This is a genomic window from Pseudomonas sp. DTU12.1 (assembly GCF_009873475.1).
Taxonomy (GTDB): domain Bacteria; phylum Pseudomonadota; class Gammaproteobacteria; order Pseudomonadales; family Pseudomonadaceae; genus Aquipseudomonas; species Aquipseudomonas proteolytica.
In genome coordinates this window covers 3,255,041-3,278,214 of sequence record NZ_CP045254.1, presented here as the reverse complement: position 1 = coordinate 3,278,214, position 23,174 = coordinate 3,255,041, and the positions used below count along the sequence as shown (strand labels likewise).

At 60.1% G+C, this 23,174-nt stretch carries 23 protein-coding genes; 12 read left to right on the top strand and 11 right to left on the bottom strand.

The window, feature by feature from the left end; translation table 11 throughout:
* Positions 1–124: 124 nt before the first annotated feature.
* The 8 genes from GDV60_RS14170 (at position 125) to GDV60_RS14135 (ending at position 8,611) form a co-directional block, all read left to right on the top strand.
* Positions 125–1,015, top strand: a complete 891-nt coding sequence (locus GDV60_RS14170; RefSeq protein ID WP_010210870.1) for an NAD(+) kinase — start codon at positions 125–127, stop codon at positions 1,013–1,015.
* A complete protein-coding gene (locus tag GDV60_RS14165) occupies positions 1,012–1,986 on the top strand; it encodes a metallophosphoesterase (RefSeq protein WP_175581895.1) in 975 nt (324 codons plus the stop codon). The genes GDV60_RS14170 and GDV60_RS14165 overlap by 4 nt, the downstream gene beginning before the upstream one ends.
* Entirely contained in the window at positions 1,983–2,852 is an 870-nt protein-coding gene (locus tag GDV60_RS14160; RefSeq protein ID WP_070995258.1) for a rhomboid family intramembrane serine protease, read from the top strand. The genes GDV60_RS14165 and GDV60_RS14160 overlap by 4 nt, the downstream gene beginning before the upstream one ends.
* Before the next feature lie 30 nt (positions 2,853–2,882).
* Entirely contained in the window at positions 2,883–3,143 is a 261-nt protein-coding gene (locus GDV60_RS14155) for a YeaC family protein (RefSeq protein WP_029291449.1), read from the top strand.
* The gene (locus tag GDV60_RS14150; RefSeq protein ID WP_092236931.1) at positions 3,140–3,970 is read left to right on the top strand and encodes a DUF2797 domain-containing protein; all 831 of its coding nucleotides are present in this window, start codon (positions 3,140–3,142) and stop codon (positions 3,968–3,970) included. The genes GDV60_RS14155 and GDV60_RS14150 overlap by 4 nt, the downstream gene beginning before the upstream one ends.
* A gap of 13 nt (positions 3,971–3,983) precedes the next feature.
* The gene (gene pepN / locus GDV60_RS14145) at positions 3,984–6,641 is read left to right on the top strand and encodes an aminopeptidase N (protein ID WP_159907766.1); all 2,658 of its coding nucleotides are present in this window, start codon (positions 3,984–3,986) and stop codon (positions 6,639–6,641) included.
* Between the two features lie 220 nt (positions 6,642–6,861).
* On the top strand, positions 6,862–7,968 hold the full coding sequence (gene zapE, locus GDV60_RS14140; protein WP_159907763.1) for a cell division protein ZapE: 1,107 nt from the start codon (positions 6,862–6,864) through the stop codon (positions 7,966–7,968).
* Between the two features lie 151 nt (positions 7,969–8,119).
* Positions 8,120–8,611, top strand: a complete 492-nt coding sequence (locus GDV60_RS14135) for a GNAT family N-acetyltransferase (RefSeq protein WP_029291458.1) — start codon at positions 8,120–8,122, stop codon at positions 8,609–8,611.
* 98 nt (positions 8,612–8,709) lie between these two features.
* Here the strand turns inward: GDV60_RS14135 and GDV60_RS14130 are convergent, their stop codons facing one another.
* The 3 genes from GDV60_RS14130 to GDV60_RS14120 form a co-directional block, all read right to left on the bottom strand.
* On the bottom strand, positions 8,710–8,931 hold the full coding sequence (locus tag GDV60_RS14130; RefSeq protein ID WP_029291460.1) for a hypothetical protein: 222 nt from the start codon (positions 8,929–8,931) through the stop codon (positions 8,710–8,712).
* A gap of 149 nt (positions 8,932–9,080) precedes the next feature.
* On the bottom strand, positions 9,081–10,826 hold the full coding sequence (locus GDV60_RS14125) for a phosphoethanolamine transferase CptA (protein ID WP_029291462.1): 1,746 nt from the start codon (positions 10,824–10,826) through the stop codon (positions 9,081–9,083).
* A 155-nt stretch (positions 10,827–10,981) separates the two neighbouring features.
* Complete coding sequence (locus tag GDV60_RS14120) at positions 10,982–11,131, bottom strand: DUF6026 family protein (RefSeq protein WP_222936214.1); 150 nt, start codon at positions 11,129–11,131, stop codon at positions 10,982–10,984.
* A 279-nt stretch (positions 11,132–11,410) separates the two neighbouring features.
* Between GDV60_RS14120 and gnd the strand changes: the two genes are divergently transcribed.
* Genes gnd through GDV60_RS14105 form a run of 3 tightly spaced genes read left to right on the top strand, consistent with a single transcriptional unit; the run spans position 11,411 to position 14,732 of the window.
* Entirely contained in the window at positions 11,411–12,391 is a 981-nt protein-coding gene (gene gnd / locus GDV60_RS14115; RefSeq protein WP_070995262.1) for a phosphogluconate dehydrogenase (NAD(+)-dependent, decarboxylating), read from the top strand.
* A complete protein-coding gene (zwf, locus tag GDV60_RS14110) occupies positions 12,388–13,911 on the top strand; it encodes a glucose-6-phosphate dehydrogenase (protein WP_159907761.1) in 1,524 nt (507 codons plus the stop codon). The genes gnd and zwf overlap by 4 nt, the downstream gene beginning before the upstream one ends.
* A complete protein-coding gene (locus GDV60_RS14105) occupies positions 13,908–14,732 on the top strand; it encodes an HAD family hydrolase (RefSeq protein ID WP_159907758.1) in 825 nt (274 codons plus the stop codon). The genes zwf and GDV60_RS14105 overlap by 4 nt, the downstream gene beginning before the upstream one ends.
* On the opposite strand, the gene nhaB is transcribed toward GDV60_RS14105, so the two are convergent.
* Together nhaB and GDV60_RS14095 are read right to left on the bottom strand one after the other, a co-directional pair.
* Positions 14,720–16,222 (bottom strand): sodium/proton antiporter NhaB, encoded by a 1,503-nt coding sequence (nhaB, locus tag GDV60_RS14100; protein ID WP_092236911.1) that lies wholly within the window; start codon positions 16,220–16,222, stop codon positions 14,720–14,722. The genes GDV60_RS14105 and nhaB overlap by 13 nt on opposite strands.
* A gap of 216 nt (positions 16,223–16,438) precedes the next feature.
* Positions 16,439–16,705 (bottom strand): hypothetical protein, encoded by a 267-nt coding sequence (locus GDV60_RS14095; protein WP_032861167.1) that lies wholly within the window; start codon positions 16,703–16,705, stop codon positions 16,439–16,441.
* Positions 16,706–17,045: 340 nt separating this feature from the next.
* Between GDV60_RS14095 and GDV60_RS14090 the strand changes: the two genes are divergently transcribed.
* Positions 17,046–18,371 carry a sigma-54 dependent transcriptional regulator gene (locus GDV60_RS14090; RefSeq protein WP_154905987.1) on the top strand — a complete coding sequence of 442 codons (1,326 nt, stop codon included), beginning with the start codon at positions 17,046–17,048 and terminating at the stop codon, positions 18,369–18,371.
* A 75-nt stretch (positions 18,372–18,446) separates the two neighbouring features.
* Here the strand turns inward: GDV60_RS14090 and GDV60_RS14085 are convergent, their stop codons facing one another.
* From GDV60_RS14085 to GDV60_RS14060, 6 genes are all read right to left on the bottom strand, one after another.
* Positions 18,447–19,739, bottom strand: coding sequence for an autotransporter outer membrane beta-barrel domain-containing protein (locus GDV60_RS14085; protein ID WP_029291476.1), 1,293 nt, complete (start codon positions 19,737–19,739; stop codon positions 18,447–18,449).
* A gap of 49 nt (positions 19,740–19,788) precedes the next feature.
* The gene (locus GDV60_RS14080) at positions 19,789–20,535 is read right to left on the bottom strand and encodes a hypothetical protein (RefSeq protein WP_029291478.1); all 747 of its coding nucleotides are present in this window, start codon (positions 20,533–20,535) and stop codon (positions 19,789–19,791) included.
* 37 nt (positions 20,536–20,572) lie between these two features.
* Positions 20,573–21,253, bottom strand: a complete 681-nt coding sequence (locus GDV60_RS14075; RefSeq protein WP_029291480.1) for a C39 family peptidase — start codon at positions 21,251–21,253, stop codon at positions 20,573–20,575.
* Positions 21,254–21,312: 59 nt separating this feature from the next.
* A complete protein-coding gene (locus tag GDV60_RS14070; protein ID WP_159907756.1) occupies positions 21,313–22,068 on the bottom strand; it encodes a hypothetical protein in 756 nt (251 codons plus the stop codon).
* A 67-nt stretch (positions 22,069–22,135) separates the two neighbouring features.
* Complete coding sequence (locus GDV60_RS14065) at positions 22,136–22,684, bottom strand: adhesin (RefSeq protein WP_133715730.1); 549 nt, start codon at positions 22,682–22,684, stop codon at positions 22,136–22,138.
* Complete coding sequence (locus GDV60_RS14060) at positions 22,681–23,139, bottom strand: hypothetical protein (RefSeq protein ID WP_159907754.1); 459 nt, start codon at positions 23,137–23,139, stop codon at positions 22,681–22,683. The genes GDV60_RS14065 and GDV60_RS14060 overlap by 4 nt, the downstream gene beginning before the upstream one ends.
* Positions 23,140–23,174: the final 35 nt, after the last annotated feature.

Sequence of the window (23,174 nt, the reverse complement as noted above, 5' to 3'; positions counted from 1 at the left end):
GTGATCGTGTCGGGTGTTGAGAACCGTTGTCGTCTGGGCCCTGCGGCGACAAAGGATTTTGTCTAATGCGGCCTTTCGCCCATAATCGTTGTTTTTCGCCACACCCAAACCCTGCAGGAGCCCCATGGAGCAATTTCGCAATATCGGCATTATCGGTCGCCTGGGCAGTACCCAGGTTCTGGACACCGTCCGCCGGCTGAAAAAGTTTCTGCTTGAGCGCCACCTGCATGTGATCCTCGAAGACACCATCGCCGAGATTCTGCCGGGCCACGGCCTGCAGACCTCGTCGCGCAAAATGCTGGGTGAAGTCTGCGACATGGTGATCGTGGTCGGCGGCGACGGCAGCCTGCTGGGCGCCGCTCGCGCCCTGGCGCGGCACAACGTGCCGGTGCTGGGGATCAACCGCGGCAGCCTGGGGTTCCTTACCGATATCCGCCCCGATGACCTGGAAGTCGAAGTGGCCAAGGTGCTGGACGGTCATTACCTGGTAGAAAACCGCTTCCTGCTGCAAGCCGAAGTGCGTCGCCACGGCGAAGCCATCGGCCAGGGCGATGCCCTCAATGACGTGGTGCTGCACCCTGGCAAATCGACGCGGATGATCGAGTTCGAGTTGTACATCGACGGCCAGTTCGTCTGCAGTCAGAAAGCCGACGGCCTGATCGTCGCCACGCCCACCGGTTCCACGGCCTATGCGCTGTCGGCGGGCGGGCCGATCATGCATCCCAAGCTCGATGCCATTGTGATCGTGCCGATGTACCCCCATATGTTGTCGAGCCGGCCGATTGTGGTCGATGGCAACAGTGAGCTGAAAATCGTGGTTTCCAAAGACATGCAGATCTACCCGCAAGTCTCCTGTGACGGGCAGAACCACTTCACCTGCGCCCCCGGTGACACCATCACCGTGAGCAAAAAGGCGCAGAAGCTGCGATTGATCCATCCGCTGGATCACAACTACTACGAAGTGTGTCGCACCAAGCTGGGCTGGGGCAGCCGCTTGGGGGGTGGAGGCGACTGATGCTCGATCCCGCGCGTAGCTACGACCTGATTGGTGACGTGCACGGTTGCGCTCATACCCTTGAGCACCTGCTCGACCAGATGGGTTACCACAAGCAGGGCGGCACCTGGCGCCATCCCTCACGCATGGCGGTGTTCCTCGGCGATATCATCGACCGTGGGCCACGGATCCGCGAGGCATTGCATATCGTCCATGACATGACCGAAGCCGGCCAGGCGCTGTGCATCATGGGCAACCATGAGTTCAACGCCCTGGGCTGGAGCACCCTGGCGCCTCCCGGCAGTGGCAAGCAGTACGTGCGCGAACATTCGCCACGCCACGCGCGGCTGATCCACGAGACCCTGACCCAGTTTGAACACCATCCTGGCGACTGGCATGACTTCCTGGCCTGGTTCTACGACATGCCGTTGTTTGTCGACGCCGGGCGCTTTCGCGTGGTGCACGCCTGCTGGGATTCGGGGTTGATCGAGCCGCTGCGCAGGCAATTCCCCGATGGCTGTATTGACGAGCACTTCCTGCAGGCGGCGGCGGTGCCTGGCAGTTTTGCCTGCAACGCGTTCGACCGCCTGCTGCGCGGCACCGATATGCGCCTGCCGGACGGCCTGACGCTGACCGGTGGCGACGGCCTGACCCGTTCGTTCTTCCGCACCAAGTTCTGGGAGGACGACCCGAAGACCTATGGCGATATTGTTTTCCAGCCTGACGCCTTGCCTGACCCGGTGGCGCGTACACCGTTGTCCTCGACTGAGAAAAACTCCCTGCTGCGTTATGGCGTCGATGAGCCGTTGTTGTTCGTGGGGCACTACTGGCGCAGCGGCAAACCGGCGCCGATCCGCTCGAACCTGGCCTGCCTGGACTACAGCGCGGTGCTCTACGGCAAGCTGGTGGCCTATCGACTGGATCAAGAAACCCGCCTCGACCCGAACAAATTTGTCTGGGTCGATGTCGAGCGCCCTGAGGTGATTTCATGAGTACCGTTGCGGTATTGCGCTTGCCCCTGAGCGTGGACCTGGGTGGCTTCGTCAAACTGCTGCAGCGCATGCAAGTGCCCCATCGCGTCAGCGAAGAGGCCGGCGAGCAGGTGCTCTGGGTGCCGGACGCGATCAGCGAGGACGTACGCAGCCTGTATCAACGCTTTCCTGCTGGCGACCCGGACCAGCAATTGGACCTTCCCCCGGAGCAGGTGGGCAAGCGTCCCGGTTTCCTCCTGCAATTGCGCCACAGCCCACTGACCGCCACGGTGCTGCTGCTGAGCCTGATCGTCGGCGCTGTCACGATGCTGGGTGACAATCTGCAAGCAATGAGCTGGTTGACGTTCCTCAATTTCCACGTGGCCGGCGAATACCTGTACTTCACCCCCTTGGCCGACAGCCTGGCGGCGGGGCAGTGGTGGCGGTTGGTGACGCCGATGCTGATCCACTTCGGCATCCTCCACCTGGCGATGAACGGCATGTGGTACTGGGAGCTGGGTCGGCGGATCGAGTCGCGCCAGGGCAGTATCAACCTGCTGGGCCTGACGTTGCTGTTCAGCCTGGCCTCCAACTACGCGCAATACACCTTTGGCGGCCCCGGCCTGTTTGGCGGTTTGTCCGGCGTGCTGTACGGCCTGTTGGGCCATTGCTGGATCTATCAGTTGCTCGCGCCCAACCCCGCGTATCGCCTGCCCCGTGGCGTGCTGGTGATGATGCTGGTGTGGCTGGTGCTGTGTTTGTCGGGCCTGGTGTCGATGATCGGTTTCGGCGAAATCGCCAATGCGGCCCATGTCGGCGGCCTGGTGGTGGGTTGCATCACCGGTTTGCTCGGCGGGTTGTACAGCCGCCATAAACGTAACGCTTGAATCTCTGCCCATTCTTTAAGGAAGAGTCTTATGTCCTCTTTTGCTGAAATGATCGAAAACATCACTCCGGATATCTACCAGAGCCTCAAGCTCGCGGTGGAAATCGGTAAATGGTCCGACGGCCGCAAGCTCACCGCCGAACAGCGTGAACTGTCCCTGCAGGCGATGATCGCCTGGGAGCTGCAAAACCTGCCGGAAGACCAGCGCACCGGCTATATGGGCCCGCAGGAATGCCAGTCCAAATCGACCCCGGTGGAAAACATCCTGTTCAAGTCGGATGCCATCCATTGATTGAGATTGGCCGTGGTGCAGTCAGCAAGATGTCGGCGCAACTGGGTTCGCCGACCGTTCAATACGCTTTTCGCCTGGGTGACACCGAGGTGCCGGTCAACCCGTTGATTGGCACTCATATACGCCTGGAATACCTCGGTGCGATCCACTGCACCCATTGCGGACGCAAGACCAAGACCAGTTTCAGCCAGGGCTATTGCTACCCATGCATGACCAAGCTGGCCCAGTGCGACCTGTGCATCATGAGCCCTGAGCGCTGCCATTTCGATGCCGGCACTTGCCGCGATCCGGCCTGGGGCGAAAAATTCTGCATGACCGACCATGTGGTGTATCTGGCGAATTCGTCGGGGATCAAGGTCGGCATCACCCGCGCCACCCAGTTGCCCACGCGCTGGCTGGACCAGGGGGCAAGCCAGGCGCTGCCGATCATGCGCGTGGCCACACGCCAGCAATCAGGTTTTGTCGAGGATGTACTGCGCAGCCAGGTCGCCGACAAGACCAACTGGCGCGCCTTGCTCAAGGGCGACGCGAGCACGGTGGACCTCAAGCAGGTGCGCGATGAGCTGTTCGTCTCCTGCGCTGACGGCCTGCTGCAATTGCAGGAACGCTTTGGCCTGCAGGCTATCCAACCGGTGACTGATATCGAGCCCCTCGAAATCCGCTACCCGGTGGAGCAATATCCGACCAAGATCGTCAGCTTCAACCTGGACAAGAACCCGATTGCCGAAGGCACGCTGCTGGGGGTCAAGGGCCAATACCTGATCTTCGATACCGGCGTTATCAATATTCGTAAATACACGGCTTACCAGCTCGCCGTGCATCAGTAGAAGGATTTCACGCATGCGCACCGAACAACCGAAGATGATCTACCTGAAGGACTATCAGGCGCCCGAGTACCTGATCGACGAGACCCACCTGACCTTCGAGTTGTTCGAGGACCATAGCCTGGTCCACGCGCAGCTGGTGATGCGCCGCAATCCCGAGCGCGGTGCCGGCCTGCCGCCGCTGGTGTTGGACGGTCAGCAGTTGGAGCTGTTGAGCGTGAACCTGGGCGACCGGGAACTGAGCGCTGCCGACTACCAGTTGAGCGACAGCCACCTGACATTGCAGCCGCTCAGCGACAGCTTCACTGTCGACACCAGCGTGCGGATCCACCCTGAAACCAACACCGCCCTGGAAGGCCTGTACAAGTCCAGCGGCATGTTCTGCACCCAATGCGAGGCCGAAGGTTTTCGCAAGATCACCTACTACCTGGATCGCCCGGACGTGATGAGCACGTTCACCACCACCGTGATCGCCGAGCAGCACAGCTATCCGGTGCTGCTGTCCAACGGCAATCCGATTGCCAGCGGCCCCGGCGAAGACGGCCGGCACTGGGCAACCTGGGAAGACCCGTTCAAGAAACCGGCCTACCTGTTTGCCCTGGTGGCCGGTGACCTGTGGTGTGTCGAAGACACCTTCACCACCATGAGCCAGCGCACCGTCGCGCTGCGCATCTATGTCGAGCCAGAAAACATCGACAAGTGCCAGCACGCCATGAACAGCCTGAAGAAGTCCATGCGCTGGGATGAAGAGGTCTACGGTCGCGAATACGACCTGGATATTTTCATGATCGTGGCCGTGAACGACTTCAATATGGGCGCCATGGAAAACAAGGGCCTGAATATCTTTAACTCCAGTGCGGTGCTGGCCCGCGCCGAGACCGCGACCGACGCCGCGCATCAGCGGGTCGAAGCAATCGTCGCCCACGAGTATTTCCACAACTGGTCGGGCAACCGCGTGACCTGCCGCGACTGGTTCCAGTTGTCGCTCAAGGAAGGCTTCACGGTATTCCGCGACTCGGGCTTCTCTGCCGACATGAATTCGGCCACCGTCAAGCGGATCCAGGATGTGGCCTACCTGCGCACTCACCAATTCGCTGAAGATGCAGGGCCAATGGCCCACGCCGTGCGCCCGGACAGCTTTATCGAGATTTCCAACTTCTACACCCTGACCGTGTACGAAAAGGGTTCGGAAGTGGTCGGCATGATCCACACCTTGCTCGGCGCCGAAGGGTTCCGCAAAGGCAGCGACCTGTACTTTGAGCGCCACGACGGCCAGGCCGTGACCTGCGACGACTTTATCAAGGCCATGGAAGACGCCAACGGCACCGACCTGACCCAGTTCAAGCGCTGGTACAGCCAGGCTGGTACGCCACGCTTGGCGGTGAGCGAGTCCTACGACGCCGCAGCCAAGACCTACAGCCTGACCGTGCGCCAGAGCTGCCCGCAAACCCCGGACAACGTGGAAAAGCTGCCATTCGTGATTCCCGTGGCCCTGGGCCTGCTGGACGCCGATGGGGCTGATTTGCCGCTGCGCCTGGCCGGTGAAGCCGCCGCGCAGGGCACCTCGCGGGTGTTGTCGGTGACTGAGGCCGAGCAGACGTTCACCTTCGTCGATATCGCCGCACAGCCACTGCCGTCGCTGCTGCGTGGTTTCTCCGCGCCGGTGAAGTTGAGCTTCCCCTACAGCCGTGACCAGTTGATGTTCCTGATGCAACACGACAGCGACGGGTTCAATCGCTGGGAGGCGGGCCAGCAACTGGCAGTGCAGGTATTGCAGGACCTGATCGGCCAACACCAGCAGGGCCAGGCCCTGGTGCTGGATCAGCGGCTGGTCAATGCACTGCGTAGCGTATTGAGCGACGACAGCCTGGACCAGGCCATGGTCGCGGAAATGTTGTCGTTGCCCGGTGAAGCCTACCTCACCGAAATCAGCGAAGTGGCAGACGTCGACGCGATCCACGCCGCCCGCGAATTTGCGCGCAAGCAGTTGGCCGACCAACTGTTCGAAGGCCTGTGGCTGCGCTACCAGGCCAACCGCGATCTTTCGCGCAACACGCCTTACGTGGCGTCGGCCGAGCACTTCGCCCGCCGCGCCCTGCAGAACATCGCGCTGTCGTACCTGATGCTCAGCGGCAAGCCCGAAGTGCTGGCCGCGACCCTGGAACAGTTCGACGCATGCGACAACATGACCGAACGCCTGACTGCATTGGCGGTACTGGTCAACTCGCCGTTCGAGGCCGAGAAGGCCAAGGCCCTGCAAGTGTTTGCCGAGAACTTCAAGGACAACCCACTGGTCATGGACCAATGGTTCAGTGTCCAGGCCGCCAGCGTATTGCCGGGCGGGCTTGCGCGGGTCAAGGCCTTGATGCAGCACCCGGCGTTCAATATCAAGAACCCGAACAAGGTACGCGCGCTGGTTGGCGCCTTTGCCGGGCAAAACCTGATCAACTTCCACGCGGCCGATGGTTCGGGCTATCGCTTCCTGGCGGACCTGGTCATCGAGCTGAATGCCTTCAACCCGCAGATCGCCTCGCGGCAGTTGGCGCCGCTGACCCGCTGGCGTAAATACGACAGCGCCCGCCAAGCGCTGATGAAGGCTGAACTGGAGCGCATCCGCGGTTCGGGCGAGCTGTCCAGCGATGTGTTCGAGGTGGTCAGCAAAAGCCTTGCATAGGGTTTTCTGTAGTGAAGGTGCTTGTCTGTAGTAAAGATGCTTGTCTGTGGCGAGGGGGCTTGCCGGAACGCCGTATCGCCCCCGCTGGGCTGCAAAGCAGCCCCAAAACCTGCTGCTTCGGTGTGTCAGATAGAGCTCAGGAGCCTACTGGGGCTGCTTCGCAGCCCAACGGGGGACAAGCCCCCTCGCCACAGGTGAGCCATTCTGGCTATGGATCGGTATGATTTTTGATTCACCCTTGGCCGCGTACCAGCAGGCCCTGCATGAGGGTTTTGTCGCCGACGATGCCCAGCGTCATGCCGTGCAAATCTTGCAGGATTGCCATGAGGCCTTGCATCAGGGCACCCATGGTCCCGTGGCCGGGGTTTATCTCTGGGGCCCGGTGGGCCGCGGCAAAACCTGGCTGATGGATCAGTTCTACCAGAGCCTGCGGGTGCCTGCGCGGCGCCAGCATTTTCATCACTTCATGGGCTGGGTCCACCAGCGCTCGTTCCAGTTGACCGGCACGCCCGACCCTTTGCAGGCTCTGGCCCGTGAATTGGCGGGGGAGGTGCGGGTGCTGTGTTTTGACGAACTGTTCGTCAATGACATCGGCGATGCGATCATCCTCGGGCGTTTGTTCCAGGTGATGTTTGACGAAGGGGTGGTGATGGTCTGCACCTCCAATCAACCGCCAGAGCAGCTCTACGCCGACGGTTTCAACCGGGACCGCTTCATGCCGGCCATCGAGGCTATCAAGGCCCATATGCAGGTGGTGGCGGTAGCGGGCAGTGAAGATCACCGCCTGCATCCCGGCACCGCTGAGCAGCGTTACTGGGTCGATGAGCCACAGGCACTGGCACAGGTATTTGAGCGGTTGAGCGCGGGACAAGCCTGCAGCGATGCGCCGGTGGTCGTGGGCTCGCGCAGCATTGCCACGGTGAAATCCTGTGCAACGGTGCTGTGGTGCCGTTATGCCGACTTGTGCGAGCAACCGTTGGCGGCCATGGATTTCATGCAACTGTGCGATCGTTACAGCGCCATATTGCTCGGCGAGGTCCCCTGCTTGAGTGCTCAGCAGCGTCCCGGACGGATTGCCCGTGGTACCGAGGACGGCGCCCAGCGTGTGGAGGCGGGGGATCGTGAGTTGCCGCAATTGTCTGTGCATGACGACGGCGTGCGACGCTTTATTGCCCTGGTCGATGAGTGTTACGACCGCAAGGTGCCGTTATACATCGAAGCCAAAGTGTCCCTGGTGTCGCTTTACACAGAGGGTTACCTGGAATTTGCGTTCCGACGAACGTTCAGTCGCTTGCAAGAAATGCAGCTACAGCGCTTCGGCCGATAATGGCCTTGAGCCACTTTTATTCGGCAGGAGTCGTGACAGCGCTTTCCTGCACAAACCTGTAGTTAATCTCCTTCATCTATGGCCGACAGCCCGCTTACAATCGAGGTTTTGCGGGGAGGTGATCCCTGCCTAACTGTTATCGAGGAAGGAAATGGAAGCCGCAGAAATACTGGTGTTGCAAGCCAGCTACAGCAATCCTGTACAGGCCGAGGCCATTGGCCTGCTGCTCAATCACTACGCGCAAGACCCGATGGGCGGAGGCAAAGCCCTGTCCGCCGATCTGCTGGAGCAACTGCCGGCTGAATTGGCCAAGCGTGCCCACGCATTCAGCGTGCTGGCCTTTGTGGGTGGCGAGCCGGCCGGGCTGGTGAACTGCTTTGAGGGGTTTTCGACCTTCGCCTGTCGCCCGCTGGTCAACGTGCATGACGTGGTCGTCATGGAGCAGTTCCGTGGCCTGGGCCTGAGCCAGAAAATGCTGCAAAAGGTCGAGGAAATCGCCCGTCAGCGCGGCTGCTGCAAGATCACCCTCGAAGTGCTGGAAGGCAATCCGGTGGCTCAGGCGTCGTACCGCAAGTTTGGGTTTGATGACTCGGTGTTTGACCCCGCCCATGGCCGCATGCTGTTCTGGAGCAAGGTGCTTTAAGGCCGCGTCGGTGGTAAGGGGCTTATCCCGTCGGGTTGCGAATGCCCCTCACCACAGACAGCCTTGATGAACGTCTCCATCAGAGCGTAAGTGGCGCGTCAGCTCTTGGGTTGCTCACTATCCCGCGCCTGCTCGGCAGAGCCGCCTTCAGCGCCCTTGGCATCGGTCGCGGCAGTCTGCTCAGCATCGCTGTGGATTTGTTTCTGGGTGAAGCTGAAGTTGTCGAAGTGCTCCTTCACGCGTTCCGCGCCACCTTCGGCGAAGGCTCCGGCCGAGGTCAAGCCCAGTACGCCGGCGAGCATCAAGGTTGAAAGTTTCATTGCATGTATTCCCATTAAGAGTGATCGGTATCTGCACCGTCCCTGATCAGATTTATGGGAATAGTCTGTAGGAAGCTTATTAAATGAGAATTAACGTCAAGAACGTCCAAAGTTAATCACCCGGTTAACTTTGGACGGGGCGGGGGCGTTTACTTCAGCACCACATTCCTGGGGTCGGCGCTGACCTTGGGCTTGATCAGGCTGAAGTCGATCAAGGCCTTCTGCGAACGCTGGTAGGGATCGCCAATCAGCAAGGGGCGTGGCGTGAAGCTATCACTGACCAAGCTGCGGCTGCGGTCCAGTTCGTCGAAGCTCAAGCCGGCAAGGTCGGCCCAGGTATGAATCAACTGCGAGCTGCTGTACGGCCGTTGTAAATCGCCTCGCATATTCCAGTCGTGGCTGGCGCGCCATTTCGGCGAGGCCCAGGTCATGAAAGGGATGGTGTACATCGGCGCCGTCGGCTTGCCCTCGTTGCGGCCCAGGGTGTCGTGGCCCGCCGAGTCGAACACATCCTCGCCGTGGTCGGAGAGGTACAGCAGGAAGCCGTTGGGATCGGTCTTGGCGTAATCCTTGATCAGGCTCGACACCACGAAGTCGTTGTAGCGCACCGCGTTGTCGTAGCTGTTGTAGGTCGGCAACTGGTCGTCGCGCACGCCATCCGGGACGCCCTGGCGGTCGGTAAAGGTGTCGAAGCTCGGCGGGTAGCGGTACTGATAGCTCATGTGGGTACCCAGCAGGTGCACCACGATCAGCTTGCGCTCGGCCTTGTCGGCGAGGGCCTTGGAGAACGGTTCCAGCACGTCGCCATCGTACTGGCGGGCGTTCTGGTTGCGGTTGTTATTGAGGTATACCTGCTCGTCGGCCTGTTCCGAGAACGTGGTGAGCATGGTGTTGCGCTTGGTCATGGTCTGCTGGTTGGTGATCCAGAAGGTCTTGTAGCCGGCCTGCTTCATCATGCTGACGATCGATGGGGTCTTGAGGTACAGGTCCGGGTGGTCTTCGTCGGCAAAGGTCAACACCTGTTGCAGCGCCTCGATGGTGTAGGGGCGCGGGGTGATGACGTTGTCGAACACGTCCAGTTGGTCACGCAGCTTGTCCAGTTCCGGGGTGGTCTTGCGTGGGTAGCCGTAGAGGCTCATGCGCTGGCGGTTGGTGGACTCGCCGATCACCAGCACCAGGGTCGATGGCTGGCCGGCCATGCTGTCTTTGAAGTTGCTCAGGGGCGGGATCTTGCTGACGTTGTCGAGCATGCCCTGCATGTTGTTCAACTGCTGGGTATAGCGACGATAGGCGACGATCATCTGCCACGGCACCGCAGGTTCGACACGGGTTTCGAAACCATCGATGGCTCGTTCCAGGGTGTCGTTGGTGGCTATCTGCTTGATCAGCGGATAACCGACAATCGCCAGCACAATGGCGGTGGCCGCGACCATCGCCCGTGCCTTGGGTAGATAGACCGGGCGCACGCGGGTCCAGAGGAAGATGGCCAAGGCCGTGTGGGCAATAAAGGCCAGCACGATCCACCAGGCAAAATATTGGGTTGCGTACTCGCCCGCTTCAGAGATGTTCGACTCGAACATGATGAAGATGACGCTCTGGGAAAATTCCTGCTGGTAAATAAAGAAATAGCCCAGGCTGGCCATGGAGCAGGCCCACAACACCACGCCGATCAGCGCCGCCAGCAGCCTGGCGCGACGCGGGAACAGCAGCATCGGCGCCAACCACAGTGCACTCATGAAGAACGCCTGGCGGAAACCACTGAAGCCGGAAGTACCGGTCAATTGGATCAGCAGCTGGGTAATGCCCGAGAAATACCAGAAAAACAGGAACATCCAGCCAAGGCCGGCCCAATCAAACCCTGTCGCAGACTTTGTGCTGCGTTTGAACATCGCCATGCAGCGCTCCAACCCGATAATTGCCACCGCCCATGGGTGAGGCGGCGTTCTGGTGGAGGATTATCGGGAAGGGCGGGTGAAAACTTCGTGAGTTTGATCCGAGATGGCGACCCCTGTAGGAACCGGCTTGCCGGCAAGTCGGCCCCTACAAAAGGTCAGCAGGTGATGGCTTGATTCGTGAGCTGGGCCTGCAATTGCGCACGCAGGCGGATCACTTCCTGCTGCAACTGTTCACGTTCGTCTTTCAACTGGCGCAACTCGTCGCGGCGGACGGTGACGTAAAGGGTTTGTGGCGGGCGTGTGATCTGTGCAGTGCGCATTGCTTACCTCGCAAATAGCCGGTGTATCGCGGTGCCAGGGGGCTTGAGTCGAGGCCCTCGGCAGGAGTCAGGGGCGATTCTGATTTCTTTTTTGGCTCAAGGGAACTTTTTTATTTTTTGGGGTCGCTGTGACTTTTCAGCCAGTGATGGTGAAACGATGGCCTGTTTTTGTGATGAAACTAGTGCGATTGGCGCCGGACTAATTCGTCATTGCGCTATAAACTGTGTCACACATTTTTTATTTGTAGTTGGGAGCATCAATACATGCAACTGGGGATTATCGGACTAGGCCGCATGGGCGGGAATATTGCGCGCCGCTTGATGCTCAATGGGCATACCACCGTGGTCTACGACCGCAATGAAGCATTCGTCAAAGGCTTGAGTGAAGAGGGCGCCACTGGCGTTGCCGATCTCGCCGCCCTGGTCGCGGGCCTGCAAAAACCGCGGGCTGTCTGGGTCATGCTGCCGGCGGGCGAACCCACCGAAACCACGATCAACGACCTGAGCCAACTGATGGAACCCGGCGATGTGATCATCGACGGCGGCAACACTTTCTATAAGGATGACGTGCGTCGCGGCAAGGCTCTGGCGGAAAAAGGCCTGCACTACATCGACGTCGGCACTTCCGGTGGCGTCTGGGGCCTGGAGCGTGGCTACTGCATGATGATTGGCGGCGACGCCGAGACCGTCAAGCACCTGGACCCGATCTTCGCCACCCTGGCGCCAGGCCTGGGCGATATCCCGCGGACCAAGGACCGTACCGCCACCGATGACCGTGCCGAACGTGGTTACATCCATGCTGGCCCTGCCGGTTCCGGGCACTTTGTGAAGATGATCCACAACGGCATCGAGTACGGGATGATGCAGGCGTTTGCCGAAGGGTTTGACATCCTCAAGACCAAGAACTCGGAAAACCTGCCGCCAGAACAGCGCTTCGACCTGAACGTGGCCGACATCGCCGAAGTCTGGCGTCGCGGCAGCGTCGTATCTTCCTGGCTGCTGGACCTGACCGCCGATGCCCTGGCGACCGACCCCAAGCTCGACGGTTATTCCGGTTCCGTGGCCGACAGCGGCGAAGGGCGCTGGACCATCGAAGCGGCCATGGAGCAATCGGTGCCGGTGCCGGTGCTGTCCAACTCGCTGTTCGCCCGGTTCCGCTCGCGCCAGCAAAGCACTTACGGTGACAAGCTGCTGTCGGCTATGCGCTTCGGCTTCGGCGGCCATGTGGAGACTTCCAAAAAATGACGGCCAACGGCAAGAAACCCAAGGCCGAACCCGCTCCACCCACTACCTTGTTCCTGTTTGGCGCCCATGGCGACCTGGTCAAGCGCCTGCTCATGCCGGCGCTGTACAACCTCAGTCGCGATGGTCTGCTGGGTGAGGGCCTGCGGATTGTCGGGGTGGATCACAACGCTATCAGCGATGTCGACTTCGCCAAGAAACTCGAAGACTTCATCCGCACCGAAGCCGCGAGCAAGGTCAAGGGCAATGCCGAACAGGCACTGGACCCACAGTTGTGGGCCCAGTTGGCCAAGGGCATCAGCTACGTGCAGGGCGATTTCCTCGATGATGGCACCTATGCCGACATCGCCAGCAAAATCGCTGACAGCGGCACTGGCAACGCGGTGTTCTACCTGGCCACCGCGCCGCGCTTCTTCAGTGAAGTGGTGCAGCGCCTGGGCCGGGCCAACCTGCTGGAGGAGAGCCCCGAGGCTTTCCGCCGCGTGGTGATCGAAAAGCCGTTCGGCTCCGACCTGGCCACCGCCGAGGCGTTGAACGCCTGCCTGCTCAAGGTCATGAGCGAAAAGCAGATCTACCGCATCGACCATTACCTGGGCAAGGAAACGGTACAGAACATCCTGATCAGCCGTTTCTCCAACGTGCTGTTCGAAGCGTTCTGGAACAACCACTACATTGACCACGTGCAGATTACCGCCGCGGAAACCGTCGGGGTCGAAACCCGGGGCAGTTTCTTCGAAAACACGGGCACCCTGCGCGATATGGTGCCCAACCACCTGTTCCAGCTGCTGGCGATGATTGCCATGGAACCGCCGGCGGCGTTTGGTGCCGACGCGGTACGTGGCGAGAAGGCCAAGGTGATTGGCGCTGTGCGCCCCTGGTCGCTGGAAGATGCGCGGGCCAACTCGGTGCGCGGCCAATACACCGCCGGCGAGATCGGTGGCAAGGCGCTGCCGGGCTATCGGCAGGAGGCCAATGTGGCCCCGGACAGCAGCACCGAGACCTTTGTGGCACTGAAGGTGATGATCGATAACTGGCGTTGGGTTGGCGTGCCGTTCTACCTGCGCACCGGCAAGCGCATGAGTGTGCGCGACACCGAGATTGTCATCTGCTTCAAGCCGGCGCCGTATGCGCAGTTCCGCGACACCGAAGTCGACGAACTCAAGCCGACGTACCTGAAGATCCAGATCCAGCCCAATGAAGGCATGTGGTTCGACCTGCTGGCGAAAAAGCCCGGGCCGACCCTGGACATGGCCAACATCCAACTGGGCTTTGCCTACAAGGACTTCTTCGAGATGCAGCCGTCCACCGGCTACGAAACCCTGATCTACGACTGCCTGACCGGTGACCAGACGCTGTTCCAGCGCGCGGACAACATCGAAAACGGCTGGCGTGCGGTACAGCCGTTTCTCGATGCGTGGAAAGAAGACGACGGGATCCAGGCCTACAAGGCTGGCGAAGATGGCCCGGCGGCGGCAGATGCGTTGCTGGCCCGTGATGGCCGCGCTTGGCATAGCCTCGGATGAGTGCAGACGCGATTCAACCCATCCGTTTTTTGCTGAGTGATATGGACGGCACTTTGTTGTTGCCCGATCACAGCCTGAGCCAACGCACCATCGAAGCCGTAAGGGCGCTGCGCGAGGCTGGGGTGTTTTTCAGCCTCGCCACCGGGCGGCCGCCCAGGGCCATGTTGCAGCAGATCGAAGCGCTGGGCGTCGACGTGCCCACCGCGGGGTTCAACGGTGGCACCCTGGTCAACCCGGATGGCAGCATCCTGGTTGCCCACCATTTGCCGGCTGAGGCGGCGCTGATCACCCTGGCGCTGCTGTGCGAGCAGCCAGAGGTGGAAGTCTGGGTGTTTGCCGAAGGCGACTGGCTGCTGCGCGACCCTACCGGCCCAATGGTGCCTCGGGAGCAGCAGGGCCTGGGATATGCGCCGGTGGTGGTGGAGAGTTTCGAGCCGGTCCTGGGGCGGATCGACAAGATCGTCGCCGCCAGCGCCAACGCCCAGTTGTTGATTGACCTGGAGGCGCAGTTGCAGCCCAAGTTCGCAGGCCTGGCCCAGGTATCGCGTTCGCAACCGGTGTACCTCGATATCACGGCCATGCAGGCCAACAAGGGGGATGCCCTGAAAACCCTGGCCGCTCATCTTGGCGTGGCGCTGGAGCAGACAGCGGCCATCGGCGACGGCGGCAATGACCCGGCGATGTTTCAGGTGGCCGGGTTATCGATTGCCATGGGCCAGGCCGAAGAGGCCGTCAAGCGCCAGGCCGATGTCGTCACCGGCAGCAATCTCGAGGACGGCGCAGCCCAGGCTATTGAACGGTTTATCCTTCACAGCCAATAGCTGACCGCGTACCAGCCCAGCACGCCCATCACCACGGTGTACGGTAGCGCCATCCACACCATCCGCCCGTAGGACAGGCGGATCAGCGGCGCAATCGCAGAGGTCAGCAAAAACAGGAAAGCTGCCTGGCCGTTGGGGGTCGCTACGCTGGGCAGGTTGGTGCCGGTATTGATCGCAATGGCCAGGGTCTCGAAATGCTCGCGGCTCATATGGCCGGACACAAACGCCTGCTTGACTTCGGTGATGTAGATCGTCGCCACAAACACGTTATCGCTGATGGCGGATAACAGGCCGTTGGCAATAAACAGCATGCCCGGCTGTTGTTCGGCGGGCAGTGCCAGCACCCATTGGATCAATGGGGTGAACAGTTGCTGATCATGAATCACTGCGACCACGGCGAAAAACACCACCAGCAACGCGGTAAAGGGCAGGGCGTCCTTGAAGGCATTGCCGATGCGGTGTTCTTCGGTAATCCCGGTAAAGGCAGTGATCAGTACGATCACCAGCAAACCGACCAGGCCCACTTCGGCGATATGAAACGCCAGGCCGGCGATCAGGATCAGCGCTGCCAGGCCTTGGACAATCAGCGCCGCACGTTGGCGCGGGGTGCGTTCGGCGTTGTCTTCACGGGCGTAGTTGGCCAGCACTTGGCGCACGTTGTCCGGCAGCAGGGTGCCGTAGCCAAACCAGCGCAGCTTTTCCAGCAGCACGCAGGTCATCAGGCCGGCGACCAGCACCGGCAGCGATACCGGGGCAATTCGTTGGAAGAACTCAGTGAAATTCCAGCCCATCTCATGGCCGATCAACAGGTTCTGGGGTTCCCCCACTAGTGTACAGACGCCACCCAGGGCGGTGCCGACGGCGCCGTGCATCAACAGGCTGCGCAGGAAAGCGCGAAATTGCTCAAGGTCGGCGTGGTGCAAGGTGGGCAGGTGGCGGTCGTCGCTGTACTCGCTGTCCTGGCGTGGATCATTGCCTGAGGCTACGCGGTGATACACCGAATAGAAGCCCACGGCCGCACTGATAATGACCGCAGTGACCGTCAAGGCATCAAGAAAGGCTGAAAGAAAGGCCGACAAAAAGCAGAACATCAGCCCCAGCAGCGCTTTTGAGCGCACGCCCAGCAGCAGGCGCGAAAACAGGAACAGCAGCAAATCCTTCATAAAGTAAATGCCGGCCACCATAAACATCAGCAGCAGGATCACCGGGAAGTTATGCAGCAGTTCGTCGTATAGCGCCTGGGGTGTGGTCATGCGCAGCAACAGTGCCTCGACCATCAACAGCCCGCCGGGCATCAACGGATAACAGTGCAGCGCCATGGCCAGGGTGAAAATGAACTCGGCCACCAGCAGCCAGCCAGCCGCAACCGGGCCAAAAGCCCAGAGCACCAGTGGGTTGATGATGAGGAAAGCGAGGATGCTGGCCTTGTACCAACGGGGCGAGTGCCCCAGGAAGTTATGGGCGAAGGCCTGGGCCATTGAACCGGACATGGGGTGCTCCTGGGGGCGAGAAGCGCGCAAAGTGCCCGATGCTCGCAGGAAGATCAAGCGGTCATGGCATGGCAGCCATATAAAGAAGGGAGATACTTAAATGTCAGGCACGCAAAACCCGTGGCGGGAGTCGAACTCACGCGCCACGGGTTTAATAGTCTTAACAAGTTGCAGCCAATATAAGAAGCGACGGCATGTCGCAGTGGCTGCCTTAACTTACTTGGGCATTGCCCAGGACTGTAGTTGATAACCTTCGCCATTGAGTTCGGCGCGGGCTTGTAGCAGCAGGGTTTCCAATTGTTTTGGATCGGAATAAGTGCTGCACGGAATCTGTTTGCGCCCGATGCGGTTCTCGGTGCGGTCGATCACGGTCAGGCTCAGTTCGCCAGTGCCGTCTTGTGGGGCCCAGGCCACGCAGTGAAAGGGTTGGAAAGCACGGTCTGCGATCAAAAGAGCTTCGTTGATACGGAGCGGGGCGTTCATGGGGTCTTCTCTCTAAGTGCCCAATCAGAAGATGTGCCGTCGGTTGGGCTTACCGTTCGGCTAGTACCTGTACTGATGCACGATGACGGGGTACGGGTCACATGTTAGAACAAGAAAATTCAACTTTTCGTGATTAACGTCATGTAAGGCGCGATTTTGAAAGGTGAATGAAAGATTGAAGTAGCGCTCGCCGAGGGCCTGATCGCTAAACGCTGTATCGGTGATGGTTTTATCGCGAAACGATACAAGGCTAGCGTCAAGATCTTGCTAGGGTTATGAGCAGCCTACCCAAACTATTGTTTCTAAATAACTTTAATGATTTTGACGCCAAGGAATAGTCATGGTTGTTACACCAGCCCTGCGTCGCTTGCTCGTGGTCGATCCCTGTGACGACTGCCACCAGTTATTGCCTGGTTTGCGGGCGGCTGGCTGGGATGTAGACAGTTGCGCCCTGGATGCATTGGGGGATCGTACCTGTGATGTGGGGTTGTTGCGGCTCCAGCCCATGCACTTGGAGCGACCCGAGGCGGTCAAGGAGCTGATCAGCCGCAGCGGTACCGAATGGATCGCCGTGCTTAGCCCAGAAATGCTGCGCCTGCAGAACGTCGGCGACTTTGTCTGCGAATGGTTTTTTGACTTCCACACCTTGCCCTTCGATGTGTCACGGGTCCAAGTGACCCTGGGCCGCGCCTTTGGCATGGCACGCCTGCGGGGTAAAGGCGCCGCTCATGTGAATGAACTGGAACATGAATTGTTGGGCGACAGCCGGCCAATCCGGGAGCTGCGCAAACTATTGGCCAAGCTGGCCCCCACCGAGTCGCCGATTCTGATCCGTGGCGACAGCGGCACCGGCAAGGAACTGGTGGCCAAGACCTTGCACCGCCAATCCCAGCGCCACGCCAAGCCGTTTGTGGCGATCAATTGTGGCGCGATCCCAGAGCACTTGATCCAATCCGAACTGTTTGGCCATGAAAAGGGCGCATTCACCGGCGCCCATCAACGCAAGATAGGGCGTATCGAAGCAGCCAACGGCGGCACCTTGTTCCTCGATGAAATCGGCGACCTGCCCATGGAGTTGCAGGCCAACCTGTTGCGCTTTCTCCAGGAAAAACACATTGAGCGCGTAGGGGGTAGCCAACCGATCCCGGTAGATGTGCGGGTGCTGGCCGCGACTCACGTCGACCTTGAGGCCGCCATCGAGAGGGGGACTTTTCGCGAGGACTTGTACTACCGGCTCAATGTCTTGCAAGTGATCACCGCGCCGTTACGTGAGCGGCATGGCGATGTCGGCATGCTGGCCAACCATTTCTCCAGGTTCTACAGCCAGGAAACCGGGCGCCGTCCACGCAGCTTCAGCGAAGATGCCCTGATCGCCATGGGCAAGCATGGTTGGCCGGGCAATGTGCGTGAGTTGGCCAACCGGGTGCGGCGTGGCCTGGTACTGGCCGAAGGGCGCCAAATCGAAGCAGCTGACCTGGGCTTGCAAAGCCAGCAGGCAATCGCGCTGCCCATGGCTACGCTTGAGGACTACAAGCACCGCGCTGAACGCCAGGCGCTGTGTGATGTGTTGAACCGGCACAGTGACAACCTGAGTGTCGCCGCCCGTGTGCTGGGGGTTTCCCGGCCGACGTTCTACCGGTTGCTGCACAAACACCAGATCCGCTAGGGCGGGTAAAAAAGCCCCGTCGCGACCCTTATCGCGACGGGGCTTTTCCTTTTCTACTTTGTAGGAGCGGCGGTTTTAGAAGTAGTACGGGAATTTCAGGCTGAAGGTAAAGTCCGGTGCGTCATCGGTCATACCAATGGCCAGGTTGGGCACGATGGTCAGGTTCTCACTGGCGGCGATGGTCATGCCGACGTTGAAATAGCCGGCGTTGGCATCACTTGAAACAATCGACTGCCAGTCCCCCCCATCAGGCTTGAGCTTGCTCTTGCGCTGGATCAGGTCGGACACCGAGAACGACATACTCATGCGCTCGTTCAAGGCAAATGCCACACCCACGCCGAACTGGAAGCTGTCGCCCAGGCGGACCTTACCCCCGACCTTCTGGTTGACGTCGCTGCTGATGTCATCAAATGAGTCTTCGAGGTTGTGGGTGTAGGACACCGAACCAAACAGCACAGCCGGATCGAAGGTCTTGACCAAGGAAATCCCTGGGGTGATCGACCACACACCGTTGCCGGTGGGCAGGTTCTCCGGCACGTACAGGTTGTCGTTGGCGGTAGAACGCACCAACTTGATCCCGAACGGCTCCTTGCCGGTTGGCGCCTTGACCCGCACCGATACCACGGCATCGGGCATGGTTGGCGACTCGTCGAGGAACTTGTAGGCGATCCCGAAGTTGACGTCGCCGATGGTCGGGTCCCGGCTCACGGACTCTTCGGAAGTGGCCTGCGGGTCGCCGCCGCTGGCGCCGCCCGATTGATAGGTGGACTCGCGGTACACCACCGGGACGTTCACATCAAACTGCCAACGGTTGTCGAGGTTGTAGCGGCCGGTCAAGTCCAGGGTCCAGTTATCGGCCTTGATCCGGTCGAGGTTGATATTGCCGAGAAAGATCGAATCCAGTGCGAGGAAACCATTGAGGGTCAACTGGCGGGCGTCGTAACGCGCGTAAGTAATGCCGGTTTCAAAACTGAACTTGCCGTTGCCGAAGAAGCCGCTGGCTTCGTTATACAAGTTACTGACACTTTGCGCCGGCGCCGAATCATCCTTGAGTGATTGCCCGTAGGAGCTGCCACCCGTGGCCCCCCCCGTACCGCCGCTGGCGGCCACGGTGCTGCCGCTTTGCTTGAAGTCTGCCGGCGACTTGGCCAGGCGCTTGGGTGCCGGTACAGCCGGCTGGTCTTCCACCTGGCGTACCCGTTGTTCGAGGACTGCCAGGGCTTTTTGTTGGACTTCGTAGCGCTGCTTGAGCTCCAGCAGTTCTTGTTTGAGGGTTTCGATATCCGCGTCTGGCGCTGCGTACAACATACTCGCGGGCAAGAGCGTACTTAAACAGACAACGGCACGTAGTGATAACGATCGGTGCATGAAATAAGCCGTCCTTTTCTAATGCGTAAGTGTCGAGGGTCAGCGTAGTTCAATAACCGAGTGTGCGTAGGCCCTTGAGTTGATCCAGATTGCAGTTCAGAGCCCCGGCGCTCAGGCCATTGCTGCCAAGCGCGACGTTGAGCTGGGTCATGTTGTTGACGAAGTTGCTGTTGCCTTGCAACACCGTGCCTTGCAGTACGTTGCCGCCGCCGATCTGCTGCAGCGCGTTGCCCTGGTTGTTGTGGGCCGCGATGGCCATCTGCACGCCGCCATTGTTGGCCGACACACTGACCCGCCCGGCTGCACTGTCTGTTGTAAAGGAGCCGCCCGCCATCAACGCCTGCCCTGATTGCGCCACGTTGGCCGGTGACAGGCCGTTTTCGCTGACATTGATCCCGACGTTGTTGTACGCCGTGTTGCCATCGCCGGCGGCACGTACGGTCTGGGTCACACCCTGGCCGCTGCCCAGCCCGGCGCCACCGACCACGGTGCCGGTGCCCGGGTCGCGTTGGGTGCCGTTACCCACCGACCCGCTGGATTGCACATAGAATTGCGGAGTGATCGTGGCTGAGTCGATATGCATGTTGGCGCTCACCGTACTGGTGTCGCCCGCAGCATTGGTCCAGGTGGTGCTCATGACAATGCCGAAACTGATAATGCGCCCCGGCATCACGAAGCGGCCGCGCAGTTCAGCCAGTTCCGCGTCGTTCATTTCAATGGGCTTGAACGCCGAGGACGCATAAGCAGGCATCGAGGCTGCCAGGCATAGGGCCGTGAGCCAACGGGAAGTGTTCATCATCTGCTCCTGGGGCGTCCTTCCCCTTATGGCGCTTCTAGAAGAAGTCGCTCTGGATGAAACCGAAGTCCATCAGCTCGGCGTCGCCCACGGGCCGGAACTCGTTCATTTTGGTCTTGGCGGTCAACGGCGTAGGCGGATCGAGCAGGGCGTTGGTCTTGTCATAGCCTTCACCCAGTACTGCGAACACGATGCCATTCCAGCCTGCGACGAAGTCATCCCGCGAATAGCGCTTGTTGCCCAGGACCGGATCGCCGATATAGACCCAGTCTTTTTCGGCTCGCTGCATCACCACGAAGTGCTTGTAGCCACGGATCTCCAACAGCACCACTACCGGAATCTTTACCGTCAGCAGGGTGTCGGGGCCGATTTTGTAGCCCCTGGCCCGCATGCCGATGCTTTCCAGGTAGCGCTTCATGTCCAGCATGGAAAAGCCCTGGGTGCGCACCAGATCCTGGTCAGCGTTGATCAGCATGCCCTTGATGATGTGTGCTTCATCGACGTCCAGCCAATAGGCCTGGCGCAGGATGGTGGCGAGTGCCGCGGCACCGCAGCTGAAATCGGTTTTCTGTTCCACCAGGTTGGCGAACCGGCGTTCCCGGATGCTCTCGACCTTCTTGAAGATCACTGCACCGCCGGGCATGGCGGAAATCGCCATTTGCCCTGCCCAGGACGGGCCGGTGAGTAAAAACAAGAGGCAGAGGGTCGCGAGGCGCATGATCATGACCTGGTGGACACTGGAAATAAAAAGGGCCTTGTTGCCAAGGCCCCGTTGCATCAGAACGCCAGTTTGCTGCCAGAGCCCGATGCGCAGACGGTGCAGCCGCTGCCCAGGGTGAGGGTGTTGCTTTGTTGGTTGCCTGAACCTGCCGCCACGTTCACGCCGATGTTGCCGGACGCATTGTTGGCGGAGTTGAGCAGGCCAGCGTTGTTGACCACGTACTGAGGTTGGTAGCTGTGTTTGGAGGACGCTTCGTTGAGGAAGTGGTTATCCAGGGACACTTGTTCGGTGTTCGAGGCAGACGCGACGTTTTTGCCGTCAGCTGTCACGATTGCCAGGTTGTTTTTCTGCTGGTTGCCTTGACCGGCTGCCACGTTCACGCCCACGTTACCGGAGCTGTTGTTGGCCGAGTTGACCAGCGAAGCGTTGTTCTGCGTGCCTTTGTTAATGAACTTGTTGTCTTTGCTTTCTTGATAGACGTCTGCAACGGCGAAAACGGTGGCCGCGTCTTTACTAGCGCTACTGGTGATGGCAACAGCAGCGTCTTGTTGGTTGCCGGTGCCCCCAGCGATGTTGGCGCCCAGGTTACCTTTGCTGCTGTTCAGCGAGCCGTTGGCCCCTGCATTATTGAGGGTCTTGGTATCGTCGAACTTGTTGTCCTTGCTCACTTGCGTGTCAGTCACAACGGCAGCCACGGTGCCGCTTGGAACTGGGGTTGGTTTCCATTTTTCGGCAGGACTTGCCTGTGCAGCAACAGCCATGAGCGCAGCCAGAGCGAAAACCAGTGGTTTGAGAGCCATTGTAGGTTTCATGGTGTATCTCCTTGCTTCTATTAGTTGGTTAAGTGTTGGTACGGTCTAACAAACACCTATCAAGCTGTTACTTGATAGTCACACCGAGGGTGTTAGCCATCCGGTTCCCCACCCCTGCACTCTGATTCACCTGTACCACTCCACGGCTGCCGGTGAAGGCCTGGTCGCTGGTAACGACCTGGCGGCTGCCAGTGGTAGAGGGGGATCGTGAGTCTGGTAACAGCGTCATGTTCTGTTGCGACAGGACGCTGTCATCGATGCTCTGCGGACCTGTGCTGATCCGCACCGCATTGATCATCTGGTTATTGGCCCCGGCCGACTGGTTGACACCCAGGATGCCGTTGCCATTGCTGAATGAGTTGCCCTGGATCGCCGCGCTGGCGTTCAGGGCGGGATCAACCTTGCCGTCGAGTTTCTGGATAAGCGCGTCGCTGGCCTGGCCACTGAGGCTGATCGCGCGGCTGTTGATCTGCTGTTGTTGATTGCCGGCGGCCTGGTTGACTGACAGCACACCGGTGTATTGCTTGCCGGCGTTGTCGATCAGCGCCTGGTGGCTGCTATCGGCCATGGCCGCCGAACAGCCGATTACGGTGAGGAACAGCCACGAACGGTTCATTGCTGGACCCCCATCATCGCGCCGATATTGTTCAGCGGCGCCAGGCCGCGCTCGATCGAGCCGCTGATCTGCCCGCCCAGCGTGTTGCCGCTGGCATGTCCGGCCGCCGCCCCGGCGCCCAGGCCAGCGGAGTTGCTGCCCAGGGTATTGCTCAAGCCGGGAAGGTCGCCGTTAGGCAGGATGGCGCGGGTGATGCTCGAGCCGCTGCTGACCCCCGCAAAATCGTTGTCGCTGAGTTCGCCGCCGGTAGCGCGCAGGATCTGTTGGCTGGGGTTGGCGTTGGCGGTGGATGGGTACGGGTCTTTGCCAAAGGCGGGCCGGCCGACCATAAACCCTTGCACATTGCGGCCCGTCACGATGATGCCGTCCTCGGCGCAGGCGTGCAGGCTCACGCTGGCGCTGAGTACACAGCTGATCAGCAGCAGGCCTATGGAGCCTTGATTGAGAGTTGCCACGGCATCATTCCTTGTTTTGTGACGCTGACCCTAAA

Bases quoted from the DNA above. Each gene is read 5' to 3' on its own strand.
- GDV60_RS14170 (WP_010210870.1), top strand. From the start codon at position 125: ATGGAGCAATTTCGCAATATCGGCATTATCGGTCGCCTGGGCAGTACC.
- GDV60_RS14160 (WP_070995258.1), top strand. From the start codon at position 1,983: ATGAGTACCGTTGCGGTATTGCGCTTGCCCCTGAGCGTGGACCTGGGT.
- GDV60_RS14155 (WP_029291449.1), top strand. From the start codon at position 2,883: ATGTCCTCTTTTGCTGAAATGATCGAAAACATCACTCCGGATATCTAC.
- pepN (WP_159907766.1), top strand. From the start codon at position 3,984: ATGCGCACCGAACAACCGAAGATGATCTACCTGAAGGACTATCAGGCG.
- zapE (WP_159907763.1), top strand. From the start codon at position 6,862: ATGATTTTTGATTCACCCTTGGCCGCGTACCAGCAGGCCCTGCATGAG.
- GDV60_RS14135 (WP_029291458.1), top strand. From the start codon at position 8,120: ATGGAAGCCGCAGAAATACTGGTGTTGCAAGCCAGCTACAGCAATCCT.
- GDV60_RS14130 (WP_029291460.1), bottom strand. From the start codon at position 8,931: ATGAAACTTTCAACCTTGATGCTCGCCGGCGTACTGGGCTTGACCTCG.
- GDV60_RS14125 (WP_029291462.1), bottom strand. From the start codon at position 10,826: ATGGCGATGTTCAAACGCAGCACAAAGTCTGCGACAGGGTTTGATTGG.
- gnd (WP_070995262.1), top strand. From the start codon at position 11,411: ATGCAACTGGGGATTATCGGACTAGGCCGCATGGGCGGGAATATTGCG.
- zwf (WP_159907761.1), top strand. From the start codon at position 12,388: ATGACGGCCAACGGCAAGAAACCCAAGGCCGAACCCGCTCCACCCACT.
- GDV60_RS14105 (WP_159907758.1), top strand. From the start codon at position 13,908: ATGAGTGCAGACGCGATTCAACCCATCCGTTTTTTGCTGAGTGATATG.
- nhaB (WP_092236911.1), bottom strand. From the start codon at position 16,222: ATGTCCGGTTCAATGGCCCAGGCCTTCGCCCATAACTTCCTGGGGCAC.
- GDV60_RS14095 (WP_032861167.1), bottom strand. From the start codon at position 16,705: ATGAACGCCCCGCTCCGTATCAACGAAGCTCTTTTGATCGCAGACCGT.
- GDV60_RS14090 (WP_154905987.1), top strand. From the start codon at position 17,046: ATGGTTGTTACACCAGCCCTGCGTCGCTTGCTCGTGGTCGATCCCTGT.
- GDV60_RS14085 (WP_029291476.1), bottom strand. From the start codon at position 19,739: ATGCACCGATCGTTATCACTACGTGCCGTTGTCTGTTTAAGTACGCTC.
- GDV60_RS14080 (WP_029291478.1), bottom strand. From the start codon at position 20,535: ATGAACACTTCCCGTTGGCTCACGGCCCTATGCCTGGCAGCCTCGATG.
- GDV60_RS14075 (WP_029291480.1), bottom strand. From the start codon at position 21,253: ATGCGCCTCGCGACCCTCTGCCTCTTGTTTTTACTCACCGGCCCGTCC.
- GDV60_RS14070 (WP_159907756.1), bottom strand. From the start codon at position 22,068: ATGAAACCTACAATGGCTCTCAAACCACTGGTTTTCGCTCTGGCTGCG.
- GDV60_RS14065 (WP_133715730.1), bottom strand. From the start codon at position 22,684: ATGAACCGTTCGTGGCTGTTCCTCACCGTAATCGGCTGTTCGGCGGCC.